Here is a 20,179-nt window from a genome sequence, read left to right as displayed (position 1 = left end):
TAACTACGCCGAAGTTACGGCGCTGCAACGATACCACGGAAACTCCCCGGCCGGGACATCTTTATTCTTTCCAAATCTCACCCTGGTCCGTACGCACTGCAATTCCTGCTTCACACCTTAAGTACTGACAGCACGCAACGGTGTCGATCAGTATCGAATAGATCACATTAGCTCACAACGTTCATCAACTCTCCTGGGGCAGGCGCCCAGATACTCTCTGCGATAGTGTGATCCGGGAAACACCCCGCGAGGTAAATCGCGAGACAGTTACCGGAAGATACTCCAGCCCTGTGTAAACCGATAGGGATTTTGCGGGGGATATTTCCGCCAGGCAACGATCGCGATCGGATCACGCGCAAGCGAACTTAGACTTTCTCTCTGCTGAGTGAGACTGAATAACTCTGATCGAACAGAGTCCCTGCGCTTTCCGAGAGAAGGTACTCCCGATCCTTACCCCTGAGTCATTTCTGGCTGCATCGGGGCCAGCGTCCCGTTACGGGAACCAGCACCAGCCAAACGCCTGACTTCGCGTTTCGTTACAATAGAACGATGAGTCACGAAGGCATCCGCATTTCATCCAGGGAGGACATGGCCCGCGAAGCTGAGGCTGACCGCCCGTTCCCGCGCGCAGCCGTTACTCCAACCAAGGTGCGGGTGCTGATCACAGAAGGCAAGGGCCTGGAGATCGAATGGTCCGACGGCCATCGCTCAGCCTGGAACTTTGCCTGGCTGCGCAACGCCTGCCCCTGCGCCACCTGCAATGAAGAACGCGCGCAGCAGGGCCGCAAGCCCGGCCAGCCCAAGGCCAAACCGGCGGATCTGCTGCCCATGTACACGCCCCCCGCCAAACCCGCCAGCGCCCAGGCGGTCGGCCGCTATGCCATCCAGTTCAACTGGCTCGACGGGCACAGCGCCGGCATCTACTCATTCGAGTTCCTGCGCCGCCACTGCCAGTGCAGCGAGTGCCGTTTCGACCGCGGCGAAACAACCGGAGCTCCCAACTAGCCCGTAGGCTCCGCATTTCCCCGCATCAGCACGAAAGTCCGCGCAACAGGTCATCAAGCAATCAGCTCTCCGGCGGAAGGTCGTGGAGATCGATGCCGAGCTGCTGGCATTTCTTGTAGAGATGGCTGCGCTCCAGGCCCAACGCCGCCGCGGCACGCGTGATATTGCGATTCTGACGCCGGATTTCCGCCAGTACGGTGGCCCTTTCGAACGCCGCCACCCGCTCTGCCAGCCCACCCTGAGCTCCATCCGCATTTGCGGTCGCGGGTGAGACCTGCGCAGCCGGCAACGCCAGCCCCACCGTCTCGGCGTCCACTTCCATTTCAGCCAGCAGCAGAAGCCGTTCCACCATGTTGCGTAGCTCGCGGATGTTCCCCGGCCACGCGTACTCCTTCAGCGCCTCGATTGCCTCGGCCGTGAACGGCACCGGCTTCCAATTATTCTGCGCAATCACCTGCCGCCCGAAATGCTCCACCAGCGGCGGGATATCCTCCGGCCGCTTGCGAAGCGGCGGCAGTTCCATCGGAAACACCACAACCCGATGGTAAAGATCACGCCGGAACGTGCCCGCCTGCACCAGTTGCTCCAGGTTGCGATGCGTCGCCACGATCACCCGCACATCCACCCGGATCTGCTTGTCTCCGCCAACCCGCTCCACAGTACTCTCTTCCAGAACACGCAGCAGCTTGGCCTGCATCGCCAGGGGCATATCTCCAATCTCGTCCAGAAACAGCGTCCCGCGATGCGCCTGCTCGAACTTCCCCGTGTGCCGTTGCGCGGCCCCGGTGAACGACCCCTTCTCATGCCCGAACAGCTCGCTCTCAATCAGCTCCGCCGGGACCGCCGCGCAGTTCAGAGCGACAAACGGCCCCGCCGAACGGTTGCTCTTCTCGTGCAGCGTGCGCGCCACCAGTTCCTTGCCGGTGCCGGTCTCGCCGTAGATACAAACCCGCGCCTCGCTGGCCGCCACCCGCTCAATCTGTGCCATGATGCGGCGCATGGTGTCCCCACTCCAGATCAACGTGTGCTTACCCACCCGCGACCGCAGCTCGCGGTTTTCCGATTCCAGCCGCGTCAGCTTGAGCGCATTCTCGAGCGTGACCAGCAGCTTCTCCGTCGACAGCGGCTTCTCCAGAAAATCCAGCGCGCCCAGCCGCGTCGCCCGTACAGCCATATCGATATGCGCCTGCCCGCTCATCATCACCACAGGCGCCGTCACTCCCGCAGCCTTCAAGTCCTCCAGCAGCGCCAGCCCATCCCGTCGCGGCATCACAACATCCGAAAGAATCAAATCGAACGGCTGCGAACGCGCCATCTCCAGGGCCCGTGCCGCGTTGTCGCATACCACCGCGTCGTGCCCCGCCAGCCGGAAGGCGCGCGACAGCGATGCCAGCGTGTTGGCCTCGTCATCGACGATCAGGATGTTGGCGCGCGTCGTCATGCAGTCGCCCTGGGAAGCGTAATGACAAACGTCGCGCCGCTGCCCACGTTGCTCTCTACCGCGATCGTACCGGAATGATCGGCAATGACCGACTGCACAATCGCCAGCCCCAACCCCGTTCCGTGCTGCTTGGTCGTGTAATACGGCGTGAACAACCGGCCGCACTCCTCCGGCGTCAACCCCTCGCCCGTGTCGGCGACTGTCAGTTCGATCCAGTTCCCGACTGGACGTGCGCCGAGCCGGAGAGTTCCACCTTCAGGCATCGCGTCCCGCGCGTTGAGAACCAGATTTGAGAGGGCGCGGTGCAGGAGTTCAGGATCAGCGTCCAGCGGCATTGGCTCCAGAGAGACTTCCACGCTGCAGCGTATCCTATCCATCGACGCTGCCGCAGCGCCATCCTCAATCGCCGATCCGCGAACGAGCGACGGAAAATAGAGGAGAGCCACGCGCCAGATCGCGTCCGAGGCTTCAAGGCGTTCTATCTCCGGCTTGGGCATCTTGCTGAAGTCGCTGAATCGGCCAATGATCGTCTTGAGATTGGCAATTTCCATGCCGAGGGTTTGGGTGCTTTCTCGGAACACCTCCTCAAACTCCTCCGCCCCCAGTTGCCGGGCGCGCACCAAATTCTCCACCGTGAGTTGCAGCGGAAACAGCGGATTCTTCAGCTCATGCGCCAGCCGCCGCGCCAGCTCGCGCCACGCCGCCACCCGCTCCGTCTGCACCAGCCGCTCGCGCTGCGCCGTAAGCTGCGCGGTCATGTGGTTGAAGCTCCGCGCCAGCACCGCAAGCTCATCCCGGCCGCGTTCCGCAACCGACACGTCCCAGTTCCCCGCCGCAACTGCCTCCGAGGCGCGCGCCAGCTCCTCAATCGGCCGCGACACGCGCGCCGCAATCCAGAGGCTGAAGATGATCGCAAGCAGAATGCCGCCGCTCGCCACGCCATAAGCGATCGCCCGGATGTGCTGCTGCGCCGCCACCATGCCGGCTCGCGAAATCGCCACCGTAAGCACCGCCAGCACCTGCCCCTGCTCATTCTTGAGCGGGAGCGCAGTGAGATTAATGCTGTCTTCGCGCCGCTTGGTCAGATAAATGATCGAGCTCGTCTGATTGCCGCCGCGCAACGCAGACATCACCACTGGCTCATACGCCTGCGCATTGGCGACCGACCCGTCGGGCCCGATAAGCTGGCGGGGATCAAACCCCGCAAACGTTCCGCCAGGCGCCTGCATCTGCACCTGAACCGCGTTGTTCGCATACAGTCCCACCGTCATCCCCGGCGCCACCGGCAGGCCCGTTACGAAAGCCTGGTCAAGCTTCTGGCCGCCAAGGATGCGGAACGACGGATCCGCCCCACGCACCGGCCGCACCGCGAACAGCCCCAGCGTCTCCGTGCCGTCCGGCAGGCCCTCCCGCTTTAGAAAAGACGCGGTGCTCTGCGTCAGCGCGGCCGCATCGGTATACCCGAACCGGGCCGGCCACTGCGCGGAGCTGATGATCTCGCCCGCCGGGCTCGCAATTTCTAGAAAGTCGAGGTGCGCGTCCTGCGCCATGCGCTGCGCTTCATTCACAAACAGCGCTGAATCGCCGGTCTGCCCAATCTCCACCGCCATGCTGCGCGCCCGCTCGCTCCCCGCCAGCCGACCCACCGCTGCAACAACATCAGTCGAACGGTTCTGAAACTCCCGCTGAAACTGCCCGACGAACAGAGCCGTCTCCTCCTGGTCCCGCTGCTCAAATACGTGACGAATGCGAATGAGCACCGTCCACGCAACCGCCGCAACCGCCGCCGCAATCGTCAGCGAAAACAGCAGCAGGAGCTTCTGGCGCAGGCTCATTTCGCGGCCTCCAGCGATACACCCTCGAGCACCGGCGATCCGTCATAGCGCAATTGCAAGTCGCGAACGCGGCCGCTGACAGCCCACGCGCGCGGCAGATGCACCAAAGGAATCAACGTGCGATGCTCCAGGAGTTCGCGTTCCGCGTTGTAGGTCGAAGAGGGCCCAGCCCCCATCGCAGGCACAGCCAGTCCGGAGGCAAGCGCAACCGAAACCAGATCTCCCGCAGCATCGGCGCCCTGCATCGCGAACGTCCGCAGGCGCATGTCGGCGGCACGCACAGCGGGGCCGGCGAGCTGCACATTGAACCCTGCCTCGCGCAGATTGAGAATAATCCGCTGCGCTGTGAGTTGCAGCGCCGCATCCGCGCCCGCCGTCAGAACCAGTGGGGCCGGAGTCATGCCGCCGCGCAGTTCATGCGCCTTATTCAAATCGCGCTCCGCGGAAAACAAAAACGCGTATCCCGAAACGGACTGCGGCAGCAGCGCCGCCGAAATTTTGCCCTGCTTCTGAAAAATCACGTTAGCGATCGCATTTCGATCAATGGCATACCCAATCGCGGCGCGCAGATTCGCATTCGCAAGCGCGCCCCTGTCGCTCAACTGCAGCGCCAGAACCTCAGCTTGCGGAGCAAGCGCCAGATTCAAGTGCTGCTGCTGCGCCCCGCGGATGCTCTCTGCTGGAACTTCCGCCACATCGGTACGACCCGCCGCGAGGTCGATCCATTGATCGTTCACAGCACGGTTCACGCGAATCTCAATAGCATCCACAAACGGCCGCCCCGCCCAGCTGGAGTCGTTCGCAGCCAGCGTGAGCGTGCCGTTCGCAAAGCCCGAGACCTCGAACGCACCCGTTCCGCCATCCGGGTCCGCACCCGCGCCTTTCGCGATGAGAAACTCGCTGCCCGCAAGCAGTTGCGGCAATTGCGGCATCGCCTCATCGCTGGTGAACACAATGGACGTAGCAAGCGCCCGCACCGAATCCCACGGGCAGTTCGCCGTACACGACGCCATCAGAGATGCTACCACCGCCGTCGTCGTGACACTCGAGCCATCATGAAAATGCACACCCGGCCGAAGCCGAAACTGCCAGCGATGATCATTGTTTTCCGACGCCCATGAAATCGCCAGGGCGGGCTCAAGTTCCCCATCCGGCGCCATCTGCGTCAGCCCATCAAACACCAGCCTGCGCGCCAGGCCACCTGGCCGCTCCCATGGATCGCCGGAGACCTCCACCCGCAGCGTGTCGCCATAACGCGGACGCGTGCGCGCAGCCGCCGGCAGCGCCAGCAGCAGAGCCGTCAGGCCGAACACAGCCCTAATTGCAAGTCGCCGTAACACGGTCCACCTCGTACTCGTGTGCCCCGACGTTATCGGCTGGCTTGCGCACGATGACTACCGCGGACTTGCCGTCCGCCGCCGGGCTCATGGCCATCACTGCTCCCGGCATCTGCAGCGTGTCGCTCACCGCGAGCGCCTCCTGTGCAGGGATCTCGTAAGCGCGCAGACTCTCGGATTTGCCCTCTCCCGACGACGACACGATTACCTCGGCTCCCGCGCCGCATGCTGAACTGACCACCGCGAAATAGCTGCCCCAGTCGCGCGTCCCTGCCACCGGCTTCAGTTCCCCATGCTCCGCAAGAATTACCTTCCCCTCCACAGCCCCCGCCAGAAGAGCAGGGCCGGCTGCACGATTGGGCAAAACGCCCGCCGCATAAAACGGCGGCAGATCGAACCCGGACGACGGGCTGATCGCTCCCGTATAGAAATCGCGGGCCGAGTTATAGAAAGCCTTTGCACTACTGCCGGCCAGCGGCCAGGGATCGTCGCTGGGGTGGCAATGAAGCGTCCAGGCGGCTCCCTGCCCGGCCGCCGGCGCGTATGTACCGGAGCAGGCGATACCCGGAGCGAACGCTTCGAAGCCGCTGCCATCGGGTAGCGCATTGATGACGCCGCGAGGATCACGAGACACACCGCGGCCCACCCCAAGATCCGCATGGGCTCGTTCCGTCCATCCCTGCGGAGTGTTGTCAAAGACCGCGATTCGCGACGGGAACAACACAACCAGCGCGCCGTTCGTCTGCGCCGCGGCAAGCACCGCGTGGCTCAATCTGGCATTTGACCCGTTGTTTACAGCCGCCGCCTGCAACGCGGAGTCCGTAATGATCGCCTGGACATGCAGCGCAACCTTCTGGGTTGCGGCCGCTGCAGACTCTGCCGGGCGATCCAGCGTGACCATCACCACGCGCGTCTGATTCCCTTCCACAATCTCCGCGATCCAGACGCCGCCCCGCACATTCTCGCTCAAAGTGACGTGGACTGCGTTGGCGCTGTCGCCGCTCGTAAGCGTCACGCCGGCTGTTTTCAGATCATCCGTGAGCAACCGGCGAATCGTTGGAAGGCTCTCGTTCGAAATGCCCGACACGTTGCGAAACGTGAGATGCGCCGACGAGGGACCCAACTGATCGGCAATGCGGCGGGCCAGGTCTGCGGCCGGGTTGTCCCATGCGCCAACCCGGTCCGCAGCCTGTGCGGCGGCCGAAAGAGTGACCGCGAAGCAGACCAGCGTTGCACACACCATCGATCGCCGCAGCAGCCTCATGGACCCGTCTCTCTGTGAATGTTTCTTGCGCGGATTATATCGTTTCGCGGACCCGACCATCAGCCATCAACCCCCAGCTTCCCCCTGCCCTGCTGACGACTGACGACTGATAGCTGACAACCGCTTCCCTCACTGGCCCGGCTTCTTCTCCGGTGCCGCATCCGGATCCATCTCCTGCCGCACCGCCGGGTTCGACGCTACATTCTTGAACACGTCATTAGCGAAAAAGAACTTCCCGTCCGACGGAACCATCACCACCTGGATCTTGTCCGACAGCCGCTCCGCAATGATCTTGTTGATCAGCAGCGGCGAGCGGTTGAGCAGGTCGGCCTCGCTCTTCATGCGGTCGGCGTTGGCCACAGCCAGCAGCTTGATGCGGCTCGCCTCCGCATCGGCCAGAAGGTTGCGACGCTCGAGCTCAGCCTTGCTGTCAATCACCTTCGCCTCCGCATCCGCCTGCGCGTTCTGGATCGTTGCCTCCTTGCGCGCCTCGGCCTCCAGCTTGCTCTGCTCAATCTGCTTCTGCTTCAGGGGCAGCGTGTATTGCATGGCGTCCGCGTCCCCTTTGGCTTCCACCACCTTGGACTGCGCGTCCCCCTCCGCCTGCTTCACCTTCTGCTTGGCTTCAGCCTCAGCTTGTAGCTCGGCAATGCGCACCTGCTTCTGCTGGATCTCCGTCTGAATACCAAGCTGGTCGTCCTCCTGCTCCTTCAACAGCAGTCCTTCAAGACCCTTCGCGTACTCGGCGGGAAGCTGAATCTCAGAGAGCATCACCTCTTCCACAACAATGCCATCCGACGCCAGCTTGCGAGTGATAATCGCAGCCGCTTTGCCGCGCACTTCTTCGCGCTTGCTCGAGAAGATTTCCCGCACCGTGTACTGGGGTGCCAGTTCCCGCCATGCGCTGGCTACCACCGGTGGAACCAGTTGCTGATCCGCAGGCTGCGGAAGCCTTGCCTGCACGCTCGCAAGTTTGCCAGGATCCAGCCGGTAACGAACCGTAACGCCCAGCCCAATGCTCAGTCCCTCCCGCGATTGCACGTCGAGGCTGCCCTTCTGCGGCGCTCCCTTGGCTGCGGGCTGCGCATCCAGCCCGGCGGTGAACAGGTGATCGCGAAGATCGAACATCTGCGCGCTCTGGATCAGCGGCGTGACAAAATGCACGCCGGGATAGAGCGTTCCCGGCAGCGTCCCGCTGATCTGGCTCACCCGCACCGCGCCCTCACCGCTCGGCACCACCACGATGCTCAGTGCGATCAGCAGCGGAACGCATCCCGCCAGAGCCAGCGGAACCGCACGCCGCCACTCCATCGGCTCCGGCTCCATCACGCTTTCAGGTTCAAGTTTGTTCTTGCGCATCGCCTGCATGCGCCTGCCAAATGAGAGGAGTGGGACAGCCAGTGCGGCAGCCAGCAACAGCGCGCCGGCGACGATAAGCAACAGCTTCAGTGCGAGCATTTCCGGGCTCTCTTTCGGTTGGTGTGCTCTTGCGGTTTCCTGTGCCCCGGCCACGGAGCAAGCAGCAGCCGGACCAGCCCTCCAAACGTCAACTCTTCCAGCAACACTCCCGTTACCACCGGAAGCAGAACAGCGCTTACATGTATGCCCAGCGTCATGGCCGCCTCCCGTTAGTGCGTCCCGCCCGCCGCCGCTGTCAGTTTGGCCATGTCGGCGGCAGGTGTGCTGGGTGCCGGCTCAGCCGTGACAGCAAGCCCTGTCGCCATCCCTGTCCCGAGCGGCCCAGCAGCGGCGGGAACGTGAGCGCTCAATACCGGCTGGGCAGAGGCCGGCGGAACCAACTCGTTCGTCCCAAAAACCTGCGCAGTCTCTTCGTTGGGCTCCCCGATCAACTCCACCGTGTCGCCTTCCCTGACCTTGGCGAACAGTTCTTCCAGGTCGGCCTCGGCCATCCGGATGCACCCGTGAGAAGCGGCTTTGCCGATGGACTTGGGAGCATTGGTCCCGTGAATTCCATACCCCTTCACGCTCAGCCCCATCCACCGCGTGCCCACCGGATTTCCCGGGCCCGGCTGCACCGTCTTGCCATCGTGGTGGTAAACCGGGTTTGCCACGCGCCGCTCAATCGTGAAGGTGCCCACCGGGGACGGAGTAGAGGGCTTCCCCACAGCAACGGAGTAGATCTTCGTGACCTGGCCGTCTTCCACCAGCGCCAGCTTGCGCTCCTCCAGGCTCACCACAATCACGCGCCGATTCGTGTCCTGCGCTGTCTTCGTGTCCTGTGCCGCTGCCGCGATTCCCATCACCGCTACCACCACCGCTGCTGCCCAACCCGTGCCTTTCATCGCCGCCCTCCGCTTGCTGCTCAACCGCCTGTGCCCTCACAAAATGCACGGGGCATGCCACCGGAGGCGCCGCTGAAAGCAAAGAGCTTATCGATTAACACGACCCCGCTGCCGCGTGTCAGACCTGACACAGCGCGGAACCGCAGACACAGCTCAGGAAGGAAAGGAGGGCAGATTCATAGGTGGGAACTTGCGCGCGCTTCAGAATCAGCTCGGGTGCCCCAGGTCTCAATTCCGAGCAGCCTTGCCAGCGCGGCGCAAGTTGCATTGCAATGAACCTGGATCTCGCCAGTTCCACGACGCAGTCCCGGAGGAACGGCAGGAGGCTAGCCGAGGACAAAATCCTGGACTAGCAGCCTCAGGATCTCCGGAGCCCTGTAGGGGCGGTGGAGAGCGCACGGAACCAAACCGTTCATGAGAAGACCTGGGAAACCACGAACCCAACCCGGTGGTGGCCCGCCGGCTTATTGCTGCTGCTGCATCTGCATCTGCTCCAGGGCAGCCGCCGCGGGCGGCGGAGGCGGCGGAAGCTGCGCGCGCTCCACCAGCACTGACCAGTCCTCGGGAGCAGGCACGGCACGATCCAGATCCGGAGCCGTCTCCGATGCATTCACGTGCACCGCAACATACAGCTCGCTCTCGGTCGCTCCTCGGAAAATTCCCCGCGTGGGTGGAACATCGGCGTAGTCGCGCCCCAGCGCCGTCCGGATGTGCCGCCGCGAAACCACCAGGTTATTGGTGGGATCAAAGCCCACCCACCCCAGGTGCGGAAGGTAGGCGTCCAGCCACGCGTGCGATGCGTCCGGCGTCGAGCGGTCATGGTCTTCACGCCCCCGATAAAGATATCCCGACACGTAGCGCGCCGGTATGCCCACGTGGCGCAGCAGCGCGATCATCGTATGCGCAAAGTCCTGGCACACTCCCTTTCGGCTGGTGATCGCCTCATCAATCGGCGAGTCCACACGCGTGTGCTGTGGAACATAATCGAAATGCTCGAACAGCCGCTGATTGATCTCATGCACCAGCATCAAAGGATCGTCGCGGCGACGTACCTCCAGTTGCCCGGCTAGTTCGATCAACGCTGGCGTCTCAATAGCAAACGTGCTCGGCAACAGCATCTCCAGATAATCCCCTGATTGCACAACGTGGTCGAGTTCAGACCACGCATCCGCCGCCAGAGATGCCGGCACCTCCGGTGAGAACTGGTGCTCCACCACTGATTCGGCAATGACAATCAGCTGCGAGTGATCCCCGGGAATATCAAAGTGATGAACGTTGTTGCCCAGATGATCGCGGTAGGTGGACACACGACAGCGCGGACTCACTGACAGCGTGAACGACAGGCAATGCTGATACGCATCGGAACGCGGATGCATGCGCGTCTCCATGATGCTCTCGCTGATGGGCTCGGAATACCGGTATCGCGTGAGATGCCGTATCGAGAAAAAATTCATGGCGGCTCCTCAGCCTATGCGCTCAGCGCGGATTGAATCGAATAGTGCACATAATGTCGATAGATAACGTTATGCACCAGCATGCTCTGCTGGCGAAGGGAGTGCAGGAACGGCGTCGCCCCGCCCCGCAGCACTTCCCCAATCGTGGTGTAGCTGAGCATCGCGCTCAGACGGCCCACGCACGCCAGCAGTTCATCCGGCGAGCGGCGCGAACCGCTGGCGCTGATAGCCTGCATCGATTCCGAAACGCTCTCTACCGCGTAGCGAATCGCGTGCGGGAAATGACGGTTCAGCAGCAAAAACTCCAGAATCCTCTCCGTCACAATATCCGCCGTGTACACCTGGCAATACGCTTCAAATGCCGTGCAGCAGCGCAGAAGACCAACCTGCTCCAGGTATTCGTATCCGGTCTTCTCGCCGTCCGGAACGGGCGCGTGGTGCGCCTGGAACACTTCAAGCAGAGTCGCCGTTGCGTACACGCGCTCAAGATAGCGCCCCAGCCGGATGAACTGCCAGCCCGGTCCGTGAATCATGGTGGTGTCGCTAACCCCCTTGAACAGATGAATCCCGTCCATCACTGACGCCAGCATCTCGCCACTGTCCCGCTCATACTGCTCTTTCGCCCCGGTCGACTGAATGTGATGAAACAGGCGATTCAGCCTCAGCCACTGCTCACTTGAGATTTCGTCGCGCACCTGCCGAGCATTTTCGCGCGCAGCGCTCAAGCAGAAAATCACTGAAGACGGATTGGCCTTGTTGAAGATGACCTCCCGCGCCATGGCATCGAGATTCCCGTTCCACTCCATGCCCGCAGGACTGCCCAGCGCTTCCACCAGCCGCGACCAGCGCAGTTCGGTAGTCGCCTCGCCCGGATCGAGCATGAGGTTCATCGTCACGTCGAGCTGCCGCAGCGTATTCTCCGCACGCTCCAGATAACGGCTCATCCAGTAAAGACTGTCGGCTACGCGGCTGAGCATTACGTCGCCCCCTCCATTCGGTCCTCTGCATCAAGTGACCTCAATGCAGCCAGTGCGCTCACTGCACTCAGTGCGTTCACTGCAAAACCCACGTATCTTTGCTGCCGCCGCCCTGCGACGAGTTCACCACAAGCGATCCCTTTTCGAGCGCCACGCGGGTAAGGCCGCCCGGAACCACATTTACCTTGTCCCCAAACAGAATGTACGGCCGCAGATCCACATGGCGCGGTTCCAGTCGGTCTCCAATCAGGCAGGGAGCGCGCGAGAAATCAAGCGTCGGCTGGGCAATATAGTTGCGCGGATTGGCTTCGATCCTGCGCGCAAACTCCTCACGCTGCTGCGCCGTGGAGTGCGGCCCAATGAGCATCCCATACCCGCCGCTCTCTCCCACCGCCTTCACCACCAGCTTGTCGATGTTGGCCAGCACGTGGCGCCGCTCGCGCTCGTCTGTCATGAGATACGTCTCGACATTATTGAGAATCGGGTCTTCGCCCAGGTAATAGCGGATGATCTTCGGCACATACGCATACAGCGCCTTGTCATCCGCAAGCCCCGTGCCAAACGCATTGGTTATCGTGACGTTTCCGGCGCGATAAGCGTTGAGCAGCCCCGCACAGCCCAGAATCGAATCGGAGCGAAACGCCAGCGGATCGCTGAAATCATCGTCCACGCGCCGATAAATCACATCCACGCGCTTCAGACCGTCCGTCGTCCGCATGTACACGATGTTGTCATGCGTCACGAGATCGCGGCCTTCCACCAGTTCGATGCCCATCTGCCGCGCCAGAAACGTGTGCTCAAAATATGCCGAATTGAAAACTCCGGGCGTGAGCAGAACAATGTTCGGTTCAACCCGTCCTTCCGGCGCAAGCGAGCGCAGCGTCGACAGCAGCAGTTGCGGATAGTGCTCAATCGGCCGCACCCCGTACCCATGAAAAAGCCGGGGAAACGTCCGCTTCATCACGCGCCGGTTGGTGAGCATGTAACTCACCCCTGACGGCACCCGCAAATTGTCTTCCAGCACCACGAACTCGCCGGTGTTGAGCCGCAGCAGATCCGATCCCACCACCGCCACGTAAACATTGCGCGGCACCTGCAATCCGCGCATCTGACGGCGATACTGACGGCAGCTATAAACCAGTTCGCTGGGAATGATCTTGTCGGTTAGAATGCGCGCCTCCGAGTAGATGTCCCGGAGAAATTCATTCAGCGCCGTGATCCGCTGGATAAGGCCACGCTCGATGTGCTGCCACTCCTGGCCGGTGATCAGCCGCGGAAGCAGATCGTATGGAAAGATGCGCTCCGTTCCTTCGTCGCGACCGTAAACCGTGAAGGTGATCCCCTGCGTCAGAAACGAGAGATCCGCCGACTGCTTGCGGCGGCGAAGCTCCTCCGCAGGAAGCCGAACCAGCACATCCGCCAGCGCGCCGTAATGCGCGCGTACCGCCCCATCCCCATTGCGCATCTCATCGAAGGCTTGATCGAGTGCGTAGTCGCTGAAGAGGTTCTCAAGATCAGATGAGGTCGTGGCGCACATCGCTCGCTCGAGTCAGGCTCGGTCTTCAGAGTTGCGGAACCGCTGAAAGCAAGCTCTGGCAGGAGCGACGATCAGCTGTTCAGTCCATGGGGTAAAAGCATGGCTTTAGTCCCGTTTTTAACAGAACGGGCATGAGGATCCCATAAGTATAGGACCCCCTGCACAAGCGAGACTATGCCGTAACAGGAGAAGTGACCGCTATTTCACCCCATTGGCAAGCGCCCGCAGATCGTGCGCTCGACCTGAATCACCCGACGCGTCGCATGCATCCGCCAGCGTGCGATAGAGCTCCGCGCTTGGAGGCTGCAGCTTGATCTGCGCCTCCAGCAGGCGCACCACGCCCTTCGTGTTCCCGTGATCGCGCAACGCATGCACGATCGGCAGAAGAGTCTCCGGTCCAGCAGCCCGGTTCAGCAGGATCGGCTGCTCAGCCAGCCGCGCCAAAGCATCGCCATTCCTGGTACGGCTCAGCAAAGCGGCCAGCCGCTCGATCGGCCGCGTGTCGCTGCTGGTCTTCGCGGCTGCCCCTGCATAAAAACCTTGGGCCTCGACATCGCGCCCCTGCGCTTCGGCCGACATCCCGCGCTTGAGATCGTCAAGGGCGTCGCCTTCCGGATCCGCGGGTCCAAACGCGGTCCACATGTCCTGATAATCCGCCGAGGGAATCACCCTCAGATTCAGCGCTCCATAGGCCGTGCGGTGGTCGGCTTCGCGCGTCACGCTCACCACCACGCGATACGACCCCGCACCCAGCGCCGCCGTGTCAAGCGTGTGCCCTGTAAGCAGGTTCCCCGCCGCATCGCGGTTCGTCGCGTCGATGTCCTCACGCTCTTCCGCAGGTGTGTCATGCGAAGCCGTCACTGCTCCGAATACGTAACGCACATGGACCTTGTCCGCCTCCGGAGCCTGATCGCCTTTCGGGCCAAGCCAAAGTTGAAACACCAGCGGCAGCCGGTCGCCCTGTCGTATGTCCACCGTCTGCGCTCCGCGCGGCGTGAAGCGCAGGTGCGAAAAGCTGAACGGAAGCTGCCCCTTGGCATCGGTCACCGGCGACGGAGCGGCATACGCTACGAGCGGCGAAACGCCAAGCTCGCCCCGGTTCACCATCGGCACGCTCACCGGAGTGCGCGTTTTTGAAGCAATGTGGTTCAGGTTGTTCGTCAGCGTGACCTCCAGCACGTAGTTTCCGGCCGCCAGCGGCAGCCGCTCCTCCGCGCCAAAACGCTTCTTCCGGGCTACCTCCGCCTGGGCCTCCGTCAGCTTCCCGCTGAGCGGCTCTTCCTTGTCATAAACAGATTTGCCGTCCCCTGTCATCACCGCCGTCCGCAGAGTCAGGTCATAGTTCGAGCTGCCGTTCGCGACTTGCCCCACCATGCGCGCATCAGGACGCGCTGCCTGAAGCAGATAACTCAGCGTCTCCCGTCCCTGCTCGTCACGAACCACGCTGTAGCTCAGGGTGCCCGAATCGCCGGTCAGCATGCTCATCGTTACGTGCTCGCGCAGCCGCTTGGCCTCCAGCGCCGCCTTGGTCAACGCGTTGTTCGGAAGGTCGTTGATCGTCGCCAGCATCATGTCCGATTCCATCGTTGGCTCGAAGTGATCGGGATTCGGCTGCTCCCCGGGGATCAACGTACACGCCACCTTCGCCGCTTCCTCCCCTATCGACTTGCGTATGAACCGCAGCGCCAGGCTATTGTCGTTGTTGCTCTCGCCCGTCGTCACCAGCGCGACAGGACCGTCCATCGTAGGCGAGTACACCCGCCAGTCCTCTGACCCGCTGTGCCTGAAAAACATGATGTAGAAGAATGGCGGCAGCGCCGGGCTCTGCGCCTCGTAGAACCAAATCTCGATCGGCCGCACATTCTGCTTCTCGTGATAAACAGCCTTCTGCTTGGGCTTACCTAGCACGATGTACATCCGGCCCATCTCCGTGCGCCAGCCGTTTTCCTCTCCCGGTGATCCGAAGTGCTCGTTGGCATAGGCCAGCCGGAGATAGTGCTCCTCTTTGTAGCTATTCGATTCGGAACTCGGATCGGGATTGCGCTCGCGCCAGAAAGCCGTAATGAAACTGTCTCGCTGCTCGTCGGTCGTCAGGGAGAGGAAATGCTTCCGCTCCTCCGTCGAAATAATGTAAGGAACTTCAACCTCTATCCAATGGCGATAATTGGGGGCTAGCTTCCGTGCTGAATTTGCTGCCGATGCGAAAGAGACCAGCACTACCAGACTGCAGAGGCAAAACGTTAGAAATCGAATGGGGAATCGGTACAAAGGTTACTCCAGAGATAGATCAGGAGGAGAGGACAGTATCCTCTCCTCCTGAGATGTGGATGTGTCAGCGCTTTCAGAGTCGCTGATAGTAAATGCAACGATCCCAAAGCGGCGTTCTCCTCAAGGAAACGTCACCTTGCGAGCGCTTCCTTGAGGCACCTCAACTCTGGAACAGCTCCTAGAACTCGAGCCGGATCGATGCCCGAGCGTAGAACGGACCCTGGAAAGCGGTCGGCTTGCCATAGTCCACGCTGGGCGCACCGGGAGAGAGATCCAAGTTCTGGCTCTTGCCCGTCTCCTTCTGCGCGTTGAACAGGTTGAACGCATCGAAAGCGAGCTTGAGCGTGTAGCGTTCGTGGAACTGGTACGGGTAGTCCATGTGTCCATCGAACTGCAGAGTGGAAGGCATTCTGCCCTTCGTGCCGCGGCCGCCGATTGGAACCTCACCGGTGTTCAGGTAAATCGGGTGGCTGGCATAAGCGCTGAGCGGGTTGCCCGATGCCGCGCGAACGTTCGTCCCGAACGTCATCTTGTCCAGCTTCGCAAGGAACGAATCCTTTGACGCTGTCCAGGCTACGTTCACGTTCAACACGTTCCGCCGATCGGTGTTCAGGTACCCAGGCTTGAACTGGTCGCCCAGCAGGCCGACGCTGCCCTGCGTGAAGTCGAACAACGAACTGATTCCAGGGTCCGACTGCCCGTTGTCGTTCCGGAATAGGCCTTCGTAGTTGCCCCACAGCTTGGCCCAGCGGTAGTTTGCACGGCCCTGCCAGTGGTTCTTGAAGTTGCGGTTAGCTTCGACCACCATTTCCTGGTAACGGCGAACCGGCTTTGCAAAGCCGTCCGGCTTGCCGTCGGATCCGCCGTTGCCGGCATCCAGGTAGTTGGGAATGCAGGTGCCGCCGAAAGGCGTGCCGTCATAATGCTTGAACAGCCCGCCATTCGCGACCGAAGTATCGTTCGCGTATGTGCAGCCCGCCGCGGGAGCTATGTAGTTAGCCGCCGTCAGGGGGTTCTTGCCGTTTTGCGTAGCCGCTGCATAGGCAGCGTTCCACTGGTCCGCTGTGTAGTCAACGTGGTCCTCGTTCACTGCCACGTCCGTTGTCGCAAGCACGTTGGCAATGCCGCCCCAGTACCCGTGATCGATCAGCGAGCCTTCCGGCGATTGCGAGCCGATATCCTCGACGATACGGCCCAGGCGCCGATCGCTGTAGCGTGCCTGCACCACCGTGCCATGCATGATTTCACGCTGCACGCCGAGCACGTATTCGTTCTCATACTCCATCTTCGTCGTAGGCAGAATTCCCTCGCCCGTCGATGAAGCGAAGCTCGGCTTGCCGAATGTGGAGCCCGCACCCTGCGTTGTGTTGTTCAGCGTGTGAGCCGCATCGAGCACCGGGATCACTGCTCCCAGTTCGTCGGTCACAGCGTTGCCCTTGCTATCCGTCTGCGGCTCAAAGTAGAAGCTGGTGTCGTCCTGCTCGTTGCCCAACTGGCGGATGGCCGCGTCCAGCGGCAGCACCAGTTGATAACGCGCGTAGTTGAAGAACACCTTGGTCCTCCCGCTACCGAACGGGTCGAGGTTGAAGCCCACACGCGGCGACCAGTTGTCGTTGAACAGATACTTCAGAACTGTTCCGGCATACCACTGCTCTTCCCAGCGGAGTCCGGCGTTCACCGTGAGATAGCGATTCATGTGATACGAATCGTTCGCCCACAGCGTGTGATACCGGCTCGTCGCCAAAACGCTCAGTCCCTTGTATGTTCCGCGAATCTGCTGCAGATACACCTCTTGTCCATGGTATTGGGCGCAGTAGGTGCACGTGGTCGACGGGCTGCCGTCACTGTTCAACGCCGGCTTCAACCGGAACGTGGCGTTCGTCATCTGACCCACCGCGTCCTGGTGGCTGCCCAGATAACCGCTCTGGCTGAAATCCTCACCAGCGGCATTGCCGCCCGGGATCGCGAACAGCGAACCGGTGCGCGTTGGCTTGTCGAGGAAGTTGGTGTGATCGTACGAGTAGCCTAATCCAATGGTGTGCTCACCAAAAAAATTGAACTTCTTCTCGGTTTCGATATTGAGGCTGTAGTCGTTGTTCCGCGTCGGCTCATACGAACCAATGTACGCAGTCGTGAAAGGAGTCACCGACCGGTCCTGAATGGTATACCGGTCGAACAACGGCGTCTGGTCAAAGTGATTGAAGTTGTACGTGTAGTAGCCCAGGATGGTCCAGCTCGGCAAGGGCGAGGCGCTTACACGAGCCACCGAGTCCATGCTGCCGTACCGGTAACCCGTACCCACCGAATCTGCATTCGAGGCGGTCAGGCCGCTCTGCCACGTCGGTCCCGGAATCTGGTTGTGCCGCGAAGGATCGCCGAAGCTCGATGCTTCAATCTGCATAAAGTCCAGCGGAACCCAGGTCAGCTTCGCTGCCCAGCTCATCGTCGTGGTGCTGTAGGTGTACGGCCCATGAGAGCGGAGCGGTGTCCCCGGAGGTGCAAAGGCGACGTCCTGGTTCAGCGTCGGATCGAACGCGCCAAAGAAGAACATCTTCCCCTTCAGCCCTGGGACCGGCCCGCCGGCTTCTACCGCCAGGTCGTACTGGGGGCTCTTCAGCAATGAAGGCTGAATGAAATTCACCCAACCGAACTGATAGGGCTGCATGCGGGTTGCGTACCAGTCGCCGGGCCCCAGGTAGGCTCCAATTGCGCCGTGAAACCGGCTCGACCCGCTCTTGGTCACGATTTCGACGATACCGCCATCGGCGCGTCCGTACTTCGGTTCGAACGCCCCCGTCTTCACATCCACTTCCTTGATGAAGGCCAGGTTGACGCCCGTGCCCAGGGAACCGAAAAAGCGGTTATACGTCCCCAGTCCGCCGAATGCCTGGTCGGTGATGGTGACGCCGTCAACGAGATACAGGTTCTCCAGACCGGTGGCGCCGCCAATGGACGGATTCGCCGTGCCGGTGCCTCCACCCGTCACCACGCCCGGCGCCAGCGAAAAGATCGTCGACACGTTGCGCGTAACTGGAAGAGACTGATAAAGCTCGTCTGAAATGGGAGCGTTCAGCGAGGTGGTTTCGGTGTCGATCTGTACCGCGCCCGCATCCACCTGCACGGTCTCTGAGGCCGCGCCAAGTTCAAGATGGATGTCCAGCGACGAGGTATGGTCCACAGTGACCTGGTTGCGTTCGGAGACGAACTTCTTGAATCCCGCTGCCTCCAATACGACTTTGTAAGCCCCGGGAACAAGTCCGTTAACTTCGTAACGTCCTGAAGCGTCGGTTTTGGCTGTGTATTCGCCCTGGGGTCCGTAAATGTGTACGGTCGTCCCTGGCACTACGGCGCCGGTCTGGTCAAAAACCATTCCGCCTAGTCCACCACGGACCGCCGAGTTCGTTTGCGCCCCCGCGGATAACGCCAGCAACAACACCAAGGCGCAACCTGCAAGACATGATCTAATCCAACTCGCCATCAAACTGCCTCCCTCAAAAGTTTGCGGAACAAAAGCATTGCTGCTTTCCCCCCGGCAAGCGCCGCCAGCAAAAATGGGCGAGGAACCCGTGGATACCCCGAAAAACAGACAACCTCGGTGGGCAACAACGTTGCACACGGTGAGGCTTTCTTGCCCGAAGTGCTGCAGACACCATTCTCGGATCTCACAAGTCGGCGTGAAATGTCCCCATCAATGAATCCTGAGCAGCAGACTGTTGGATCGCGAGTATTGGGCTGGATTGTAACACTGAGCGCGTAGAAGAAGCCATGATCTTCTCAGCCAGACACGCCCACCCTGTTTTTAAGATCAGGCCATCGGGGACGAAAGCGCGTAAGTGACGGTCGTCACACACGTTGCAGCGGAAATGTGCCACCCCAGCCGGCCCCGCCCCGCCCACGCGCCCCGGGAAATTAAGCAACATTTACCCCGCGGCCGTGATTATGTCGTTGAAATCAGGAGCGTTCGATGCTGAAATGAGGAGGACTCAGGCGCCTGCACTCTACCTCACCCGCACAGGCGCACCCGCCCCTTTCCCCGGTCGCTCCCATTCCGGAAGGTGAACCTTGCTCGACAGCATGCGAAAGCCCGTCTTCCTGATCGCCCTGGTGGTAATCGGGCTCACGGTACTGGTGGAACTGTCCTCCATCGCCCTCATTGGAAACGTCGTCCCCGCCGCCAACAGCCTGGGCGTAAGCATCAACGGCCAGGCCGTGCCCTCCATGAGCATCCTCGACGGCCTGATCTTCTACGCGATGCTCGTCATGGCCATCGCCCTCATCCTGCCCGAAAGGTTCCAGAGCAAAATACAGGGCATCGTCACCATCATCGTCGGACTGCTCCTCCTGATCTCCTGCATCGTCCGCATCTTTATTGACCTGCAACTGCTCTTCCTCATGCTCGGACTTCTGCTCGCCGTGCCCTTCGGCACCATCGCCTACCTCATTGTCTGGGGACACTTCGACACCGGTTCGGCTCGCATCGCTCTGAGCCTCATCATGTTCCTCAAAATCGTCTTCTGCGTCTGCCTCGTCGTCGCCCAGCAGCGATTCCTCAAAAACAAGGGACTGGTGCTCATCATCCTCACCTCGTTCCTTGCCAACCTGCTTATCGCCTTCCTCTACGGCCTGGTCCCCGGCTTCCTCGTCAGCATCCTCGACATGGTTGCAGCCATTGTGGTCTGCATCCTGGCCGCAATCTGGATCATTATCTACATGATCGGCGGCATCATCTCCACCATCACCGCCTTCATTTAGGCGCGC

General features: G+C 61.3%; 13 protein-coding genes. 2 read left to right on the top strand and 11 right to left on the bottom strand.

Translation table 11 applies throughout. The annotated features are described in order from the left end of the window. Nucleotides 1-588: 588 nt before the first annotated feature. Complete coding sequence (locus tag VGL22_RS03575; RefSeq protein ID WP_465265510.1) at nt 589-1,005, top strand: gamma-butyrobetaine hydroxylase-like domain-containing protein; 417 nt, start codon at nt 589-591, stop codon at nt 1,003-1,005. 61 nt (nt 1,006-1,066) lie between these two features. On the opposite strand, the gene VGL22_RS03570 is transcribed toward VGL22_RS03575, so the two are convergent. From VGL22_RS03570 to VGL22_RS03520, 11 genes are all read right to left on the bottom strand, one after another. Next, nucleotides 1,067-2,446 carry a sigma-54-dependent transcriptional regulator gene (locus tag VGL22_RS03570; protein WP_465265509.1) on the bottom strand — a complete coding sequence of 460 codons (1,380 nt, stop codon included), beginning with the start codon at nt 2,444-2,446 and terminating at the stop codon, nt 1,067-1,069. Continuing rightward, the gene (locus VGL22_RS03565; protein WP_465265508.1) at nt 2,443-4,281 is read right to left on the bottom strand and encodes a sensor histidine kinase; all 1,839 of its coding nucleotides are present in this window, start codon (nt 4,279-4,281) and stop codon (nt 2,443-2,445) included. Before VGL22_RS03565 ends, VGL22_RS03570 begins: the two co-directional genes overlap by 4 nt. Further along, nucleotides 4,278-5,621 carry an ABC transporter substrate-binding protein gene (locus VGL22_RS03560; RefSeq protein WP_465265507.1) on the bottom strand — a complete coding sequence of 448 codons (1,344 nt, stop codon included), beginning with the start codon at nt 5,619-5,621 and terminating at the stop codon, nt 4,278-4,280. The genes VGL22_RS03565 and VGL22_RS03560 overlap by 4 nt, the downstream gene beginning before the upstream one ends. Further along, nucleotides 5,599-6,882 (bottom strand): hypothetical protein, encoded by a 1,284-nt coding sequence (locus tag VGL22_RS03555; RefSeq protein ID WP_465265506.1) that lies wholly within the window; start codon nt 6,880-6,882, stop codon nt 5,599-5,601. Before VGL22_RS03555 ends, VGL22_RS03560 begins: the two co-directional genes overlap by 23 nt. 129 nt (nt 6,883-7,011) lie before the next feature. Next, nucleotides 7,012-8,340, bottom strand: a complete 1,329-nt coding sequence (locus VGL22_RS03550) for a prohibitin family protein (RefSeq protein ID WP_465265505.1) — start codon at nt 8,338-8,340, stop codon at nt 7,012-7,014. Between the two features lie 170 nt (nt 8,341-8,510). Next, a complete protein-coding gene (locus VGL22_RS03545; protein WP_465265504.1) occupies nt 8,511-9,185 on the bottom strand; it encodes a L,D-transpeptidase in 675 nt (224 codons plus the stop codon). A gap of 464 nt (nt 9,186-9,649) precedes the next feature. Continuing rightward, nucleotides 9,650-10,639 (bottom strand): transglutaminase family protein, encoded by a 990-nt coding sequence (locus tag VGL22_RS03540; RefSeq protein ID WP_465265503.1) that lies wholly within the window; start codon nt 10,637-10,639, stop codon nt 9,650-9,652. Between the two features lie 14 nt (nt 10,640-10,653). After that, on the bottom strand, nt 10,654-11,616 hold the full coding sequence (locus VGL22_RS03535; RefSeq protein WP_465265502.1) for an alpha-E domain-containing protein: 963 nt from the start codon (nt 11,614-11,616) through the stop codon (nt 10,654-10,656). 76 nt (nt 11,617-11,692) lie between these two features. Continuing rightward, complete coding sequence (locus VGL22_RS03530; RefSeq protein WP_465265501.1) at nt 11,693-13,153, bottom strand: circularly permuted type 2 ATP-grasp protein; 1,461 nt, start codon at nt 13,151-13,153, stop codon at nt 11,693-11,695. A gap of 198 nt (nt 13,154-13,351) precedes the next feature. Then, complete coding sequence (locus VGL22_RS03525; RefSeq protein WP_465265500.1) at nt 13,352-15,370, bottom strand: GWxTD domain-containing protein; 2,019 nt, start codon at nt 15,368-15,370, stop codon at nt 13,352-13,354. 229 nt (nt 15,371-15,599) lie between these two features. Continuing rightward, on the bottom strand, nt 15,600-18,791 hold the full coding sequence (locus VGL22_RS03520; protein ID WP_465265499.1) for a TonB-dependent receptor: 3,192 nt from the start codon (nt 18,789-18,791) through the stop codon (nt 15,600-15,602). Between the two features lie 692 nt (nt 18,792-19,483). Between VGL22_RS03520 and VGL22_RS03515 the strand changes: the two genes are divergently transcribed. Further along, nucleotides 19,484-20,173: a hypothetical protein gene (locus tag VGL22_RS03515; RefSeq protein WP_465265498.1), complete on the top strand. Its 690-nt coding sequence runs from the start codon at nt 19,484-19,486 to the stop codon at nt 20,171-20,173. The last annotated feature ends 6 nt before the right edge of the window (nt 20,174-20,179 follow it).

Source organism: Occallatibacter sp. (assembly GCF_036502485.1).
Classification (GTDB): Bacteria; Acidobacteriota; Terriglobia; order Terriglobales; family Acidobacteriaceae; genus Telmatobacter.
This window is presented reverse-complemented; position numbering and strand designations above follow the sequence as displayed.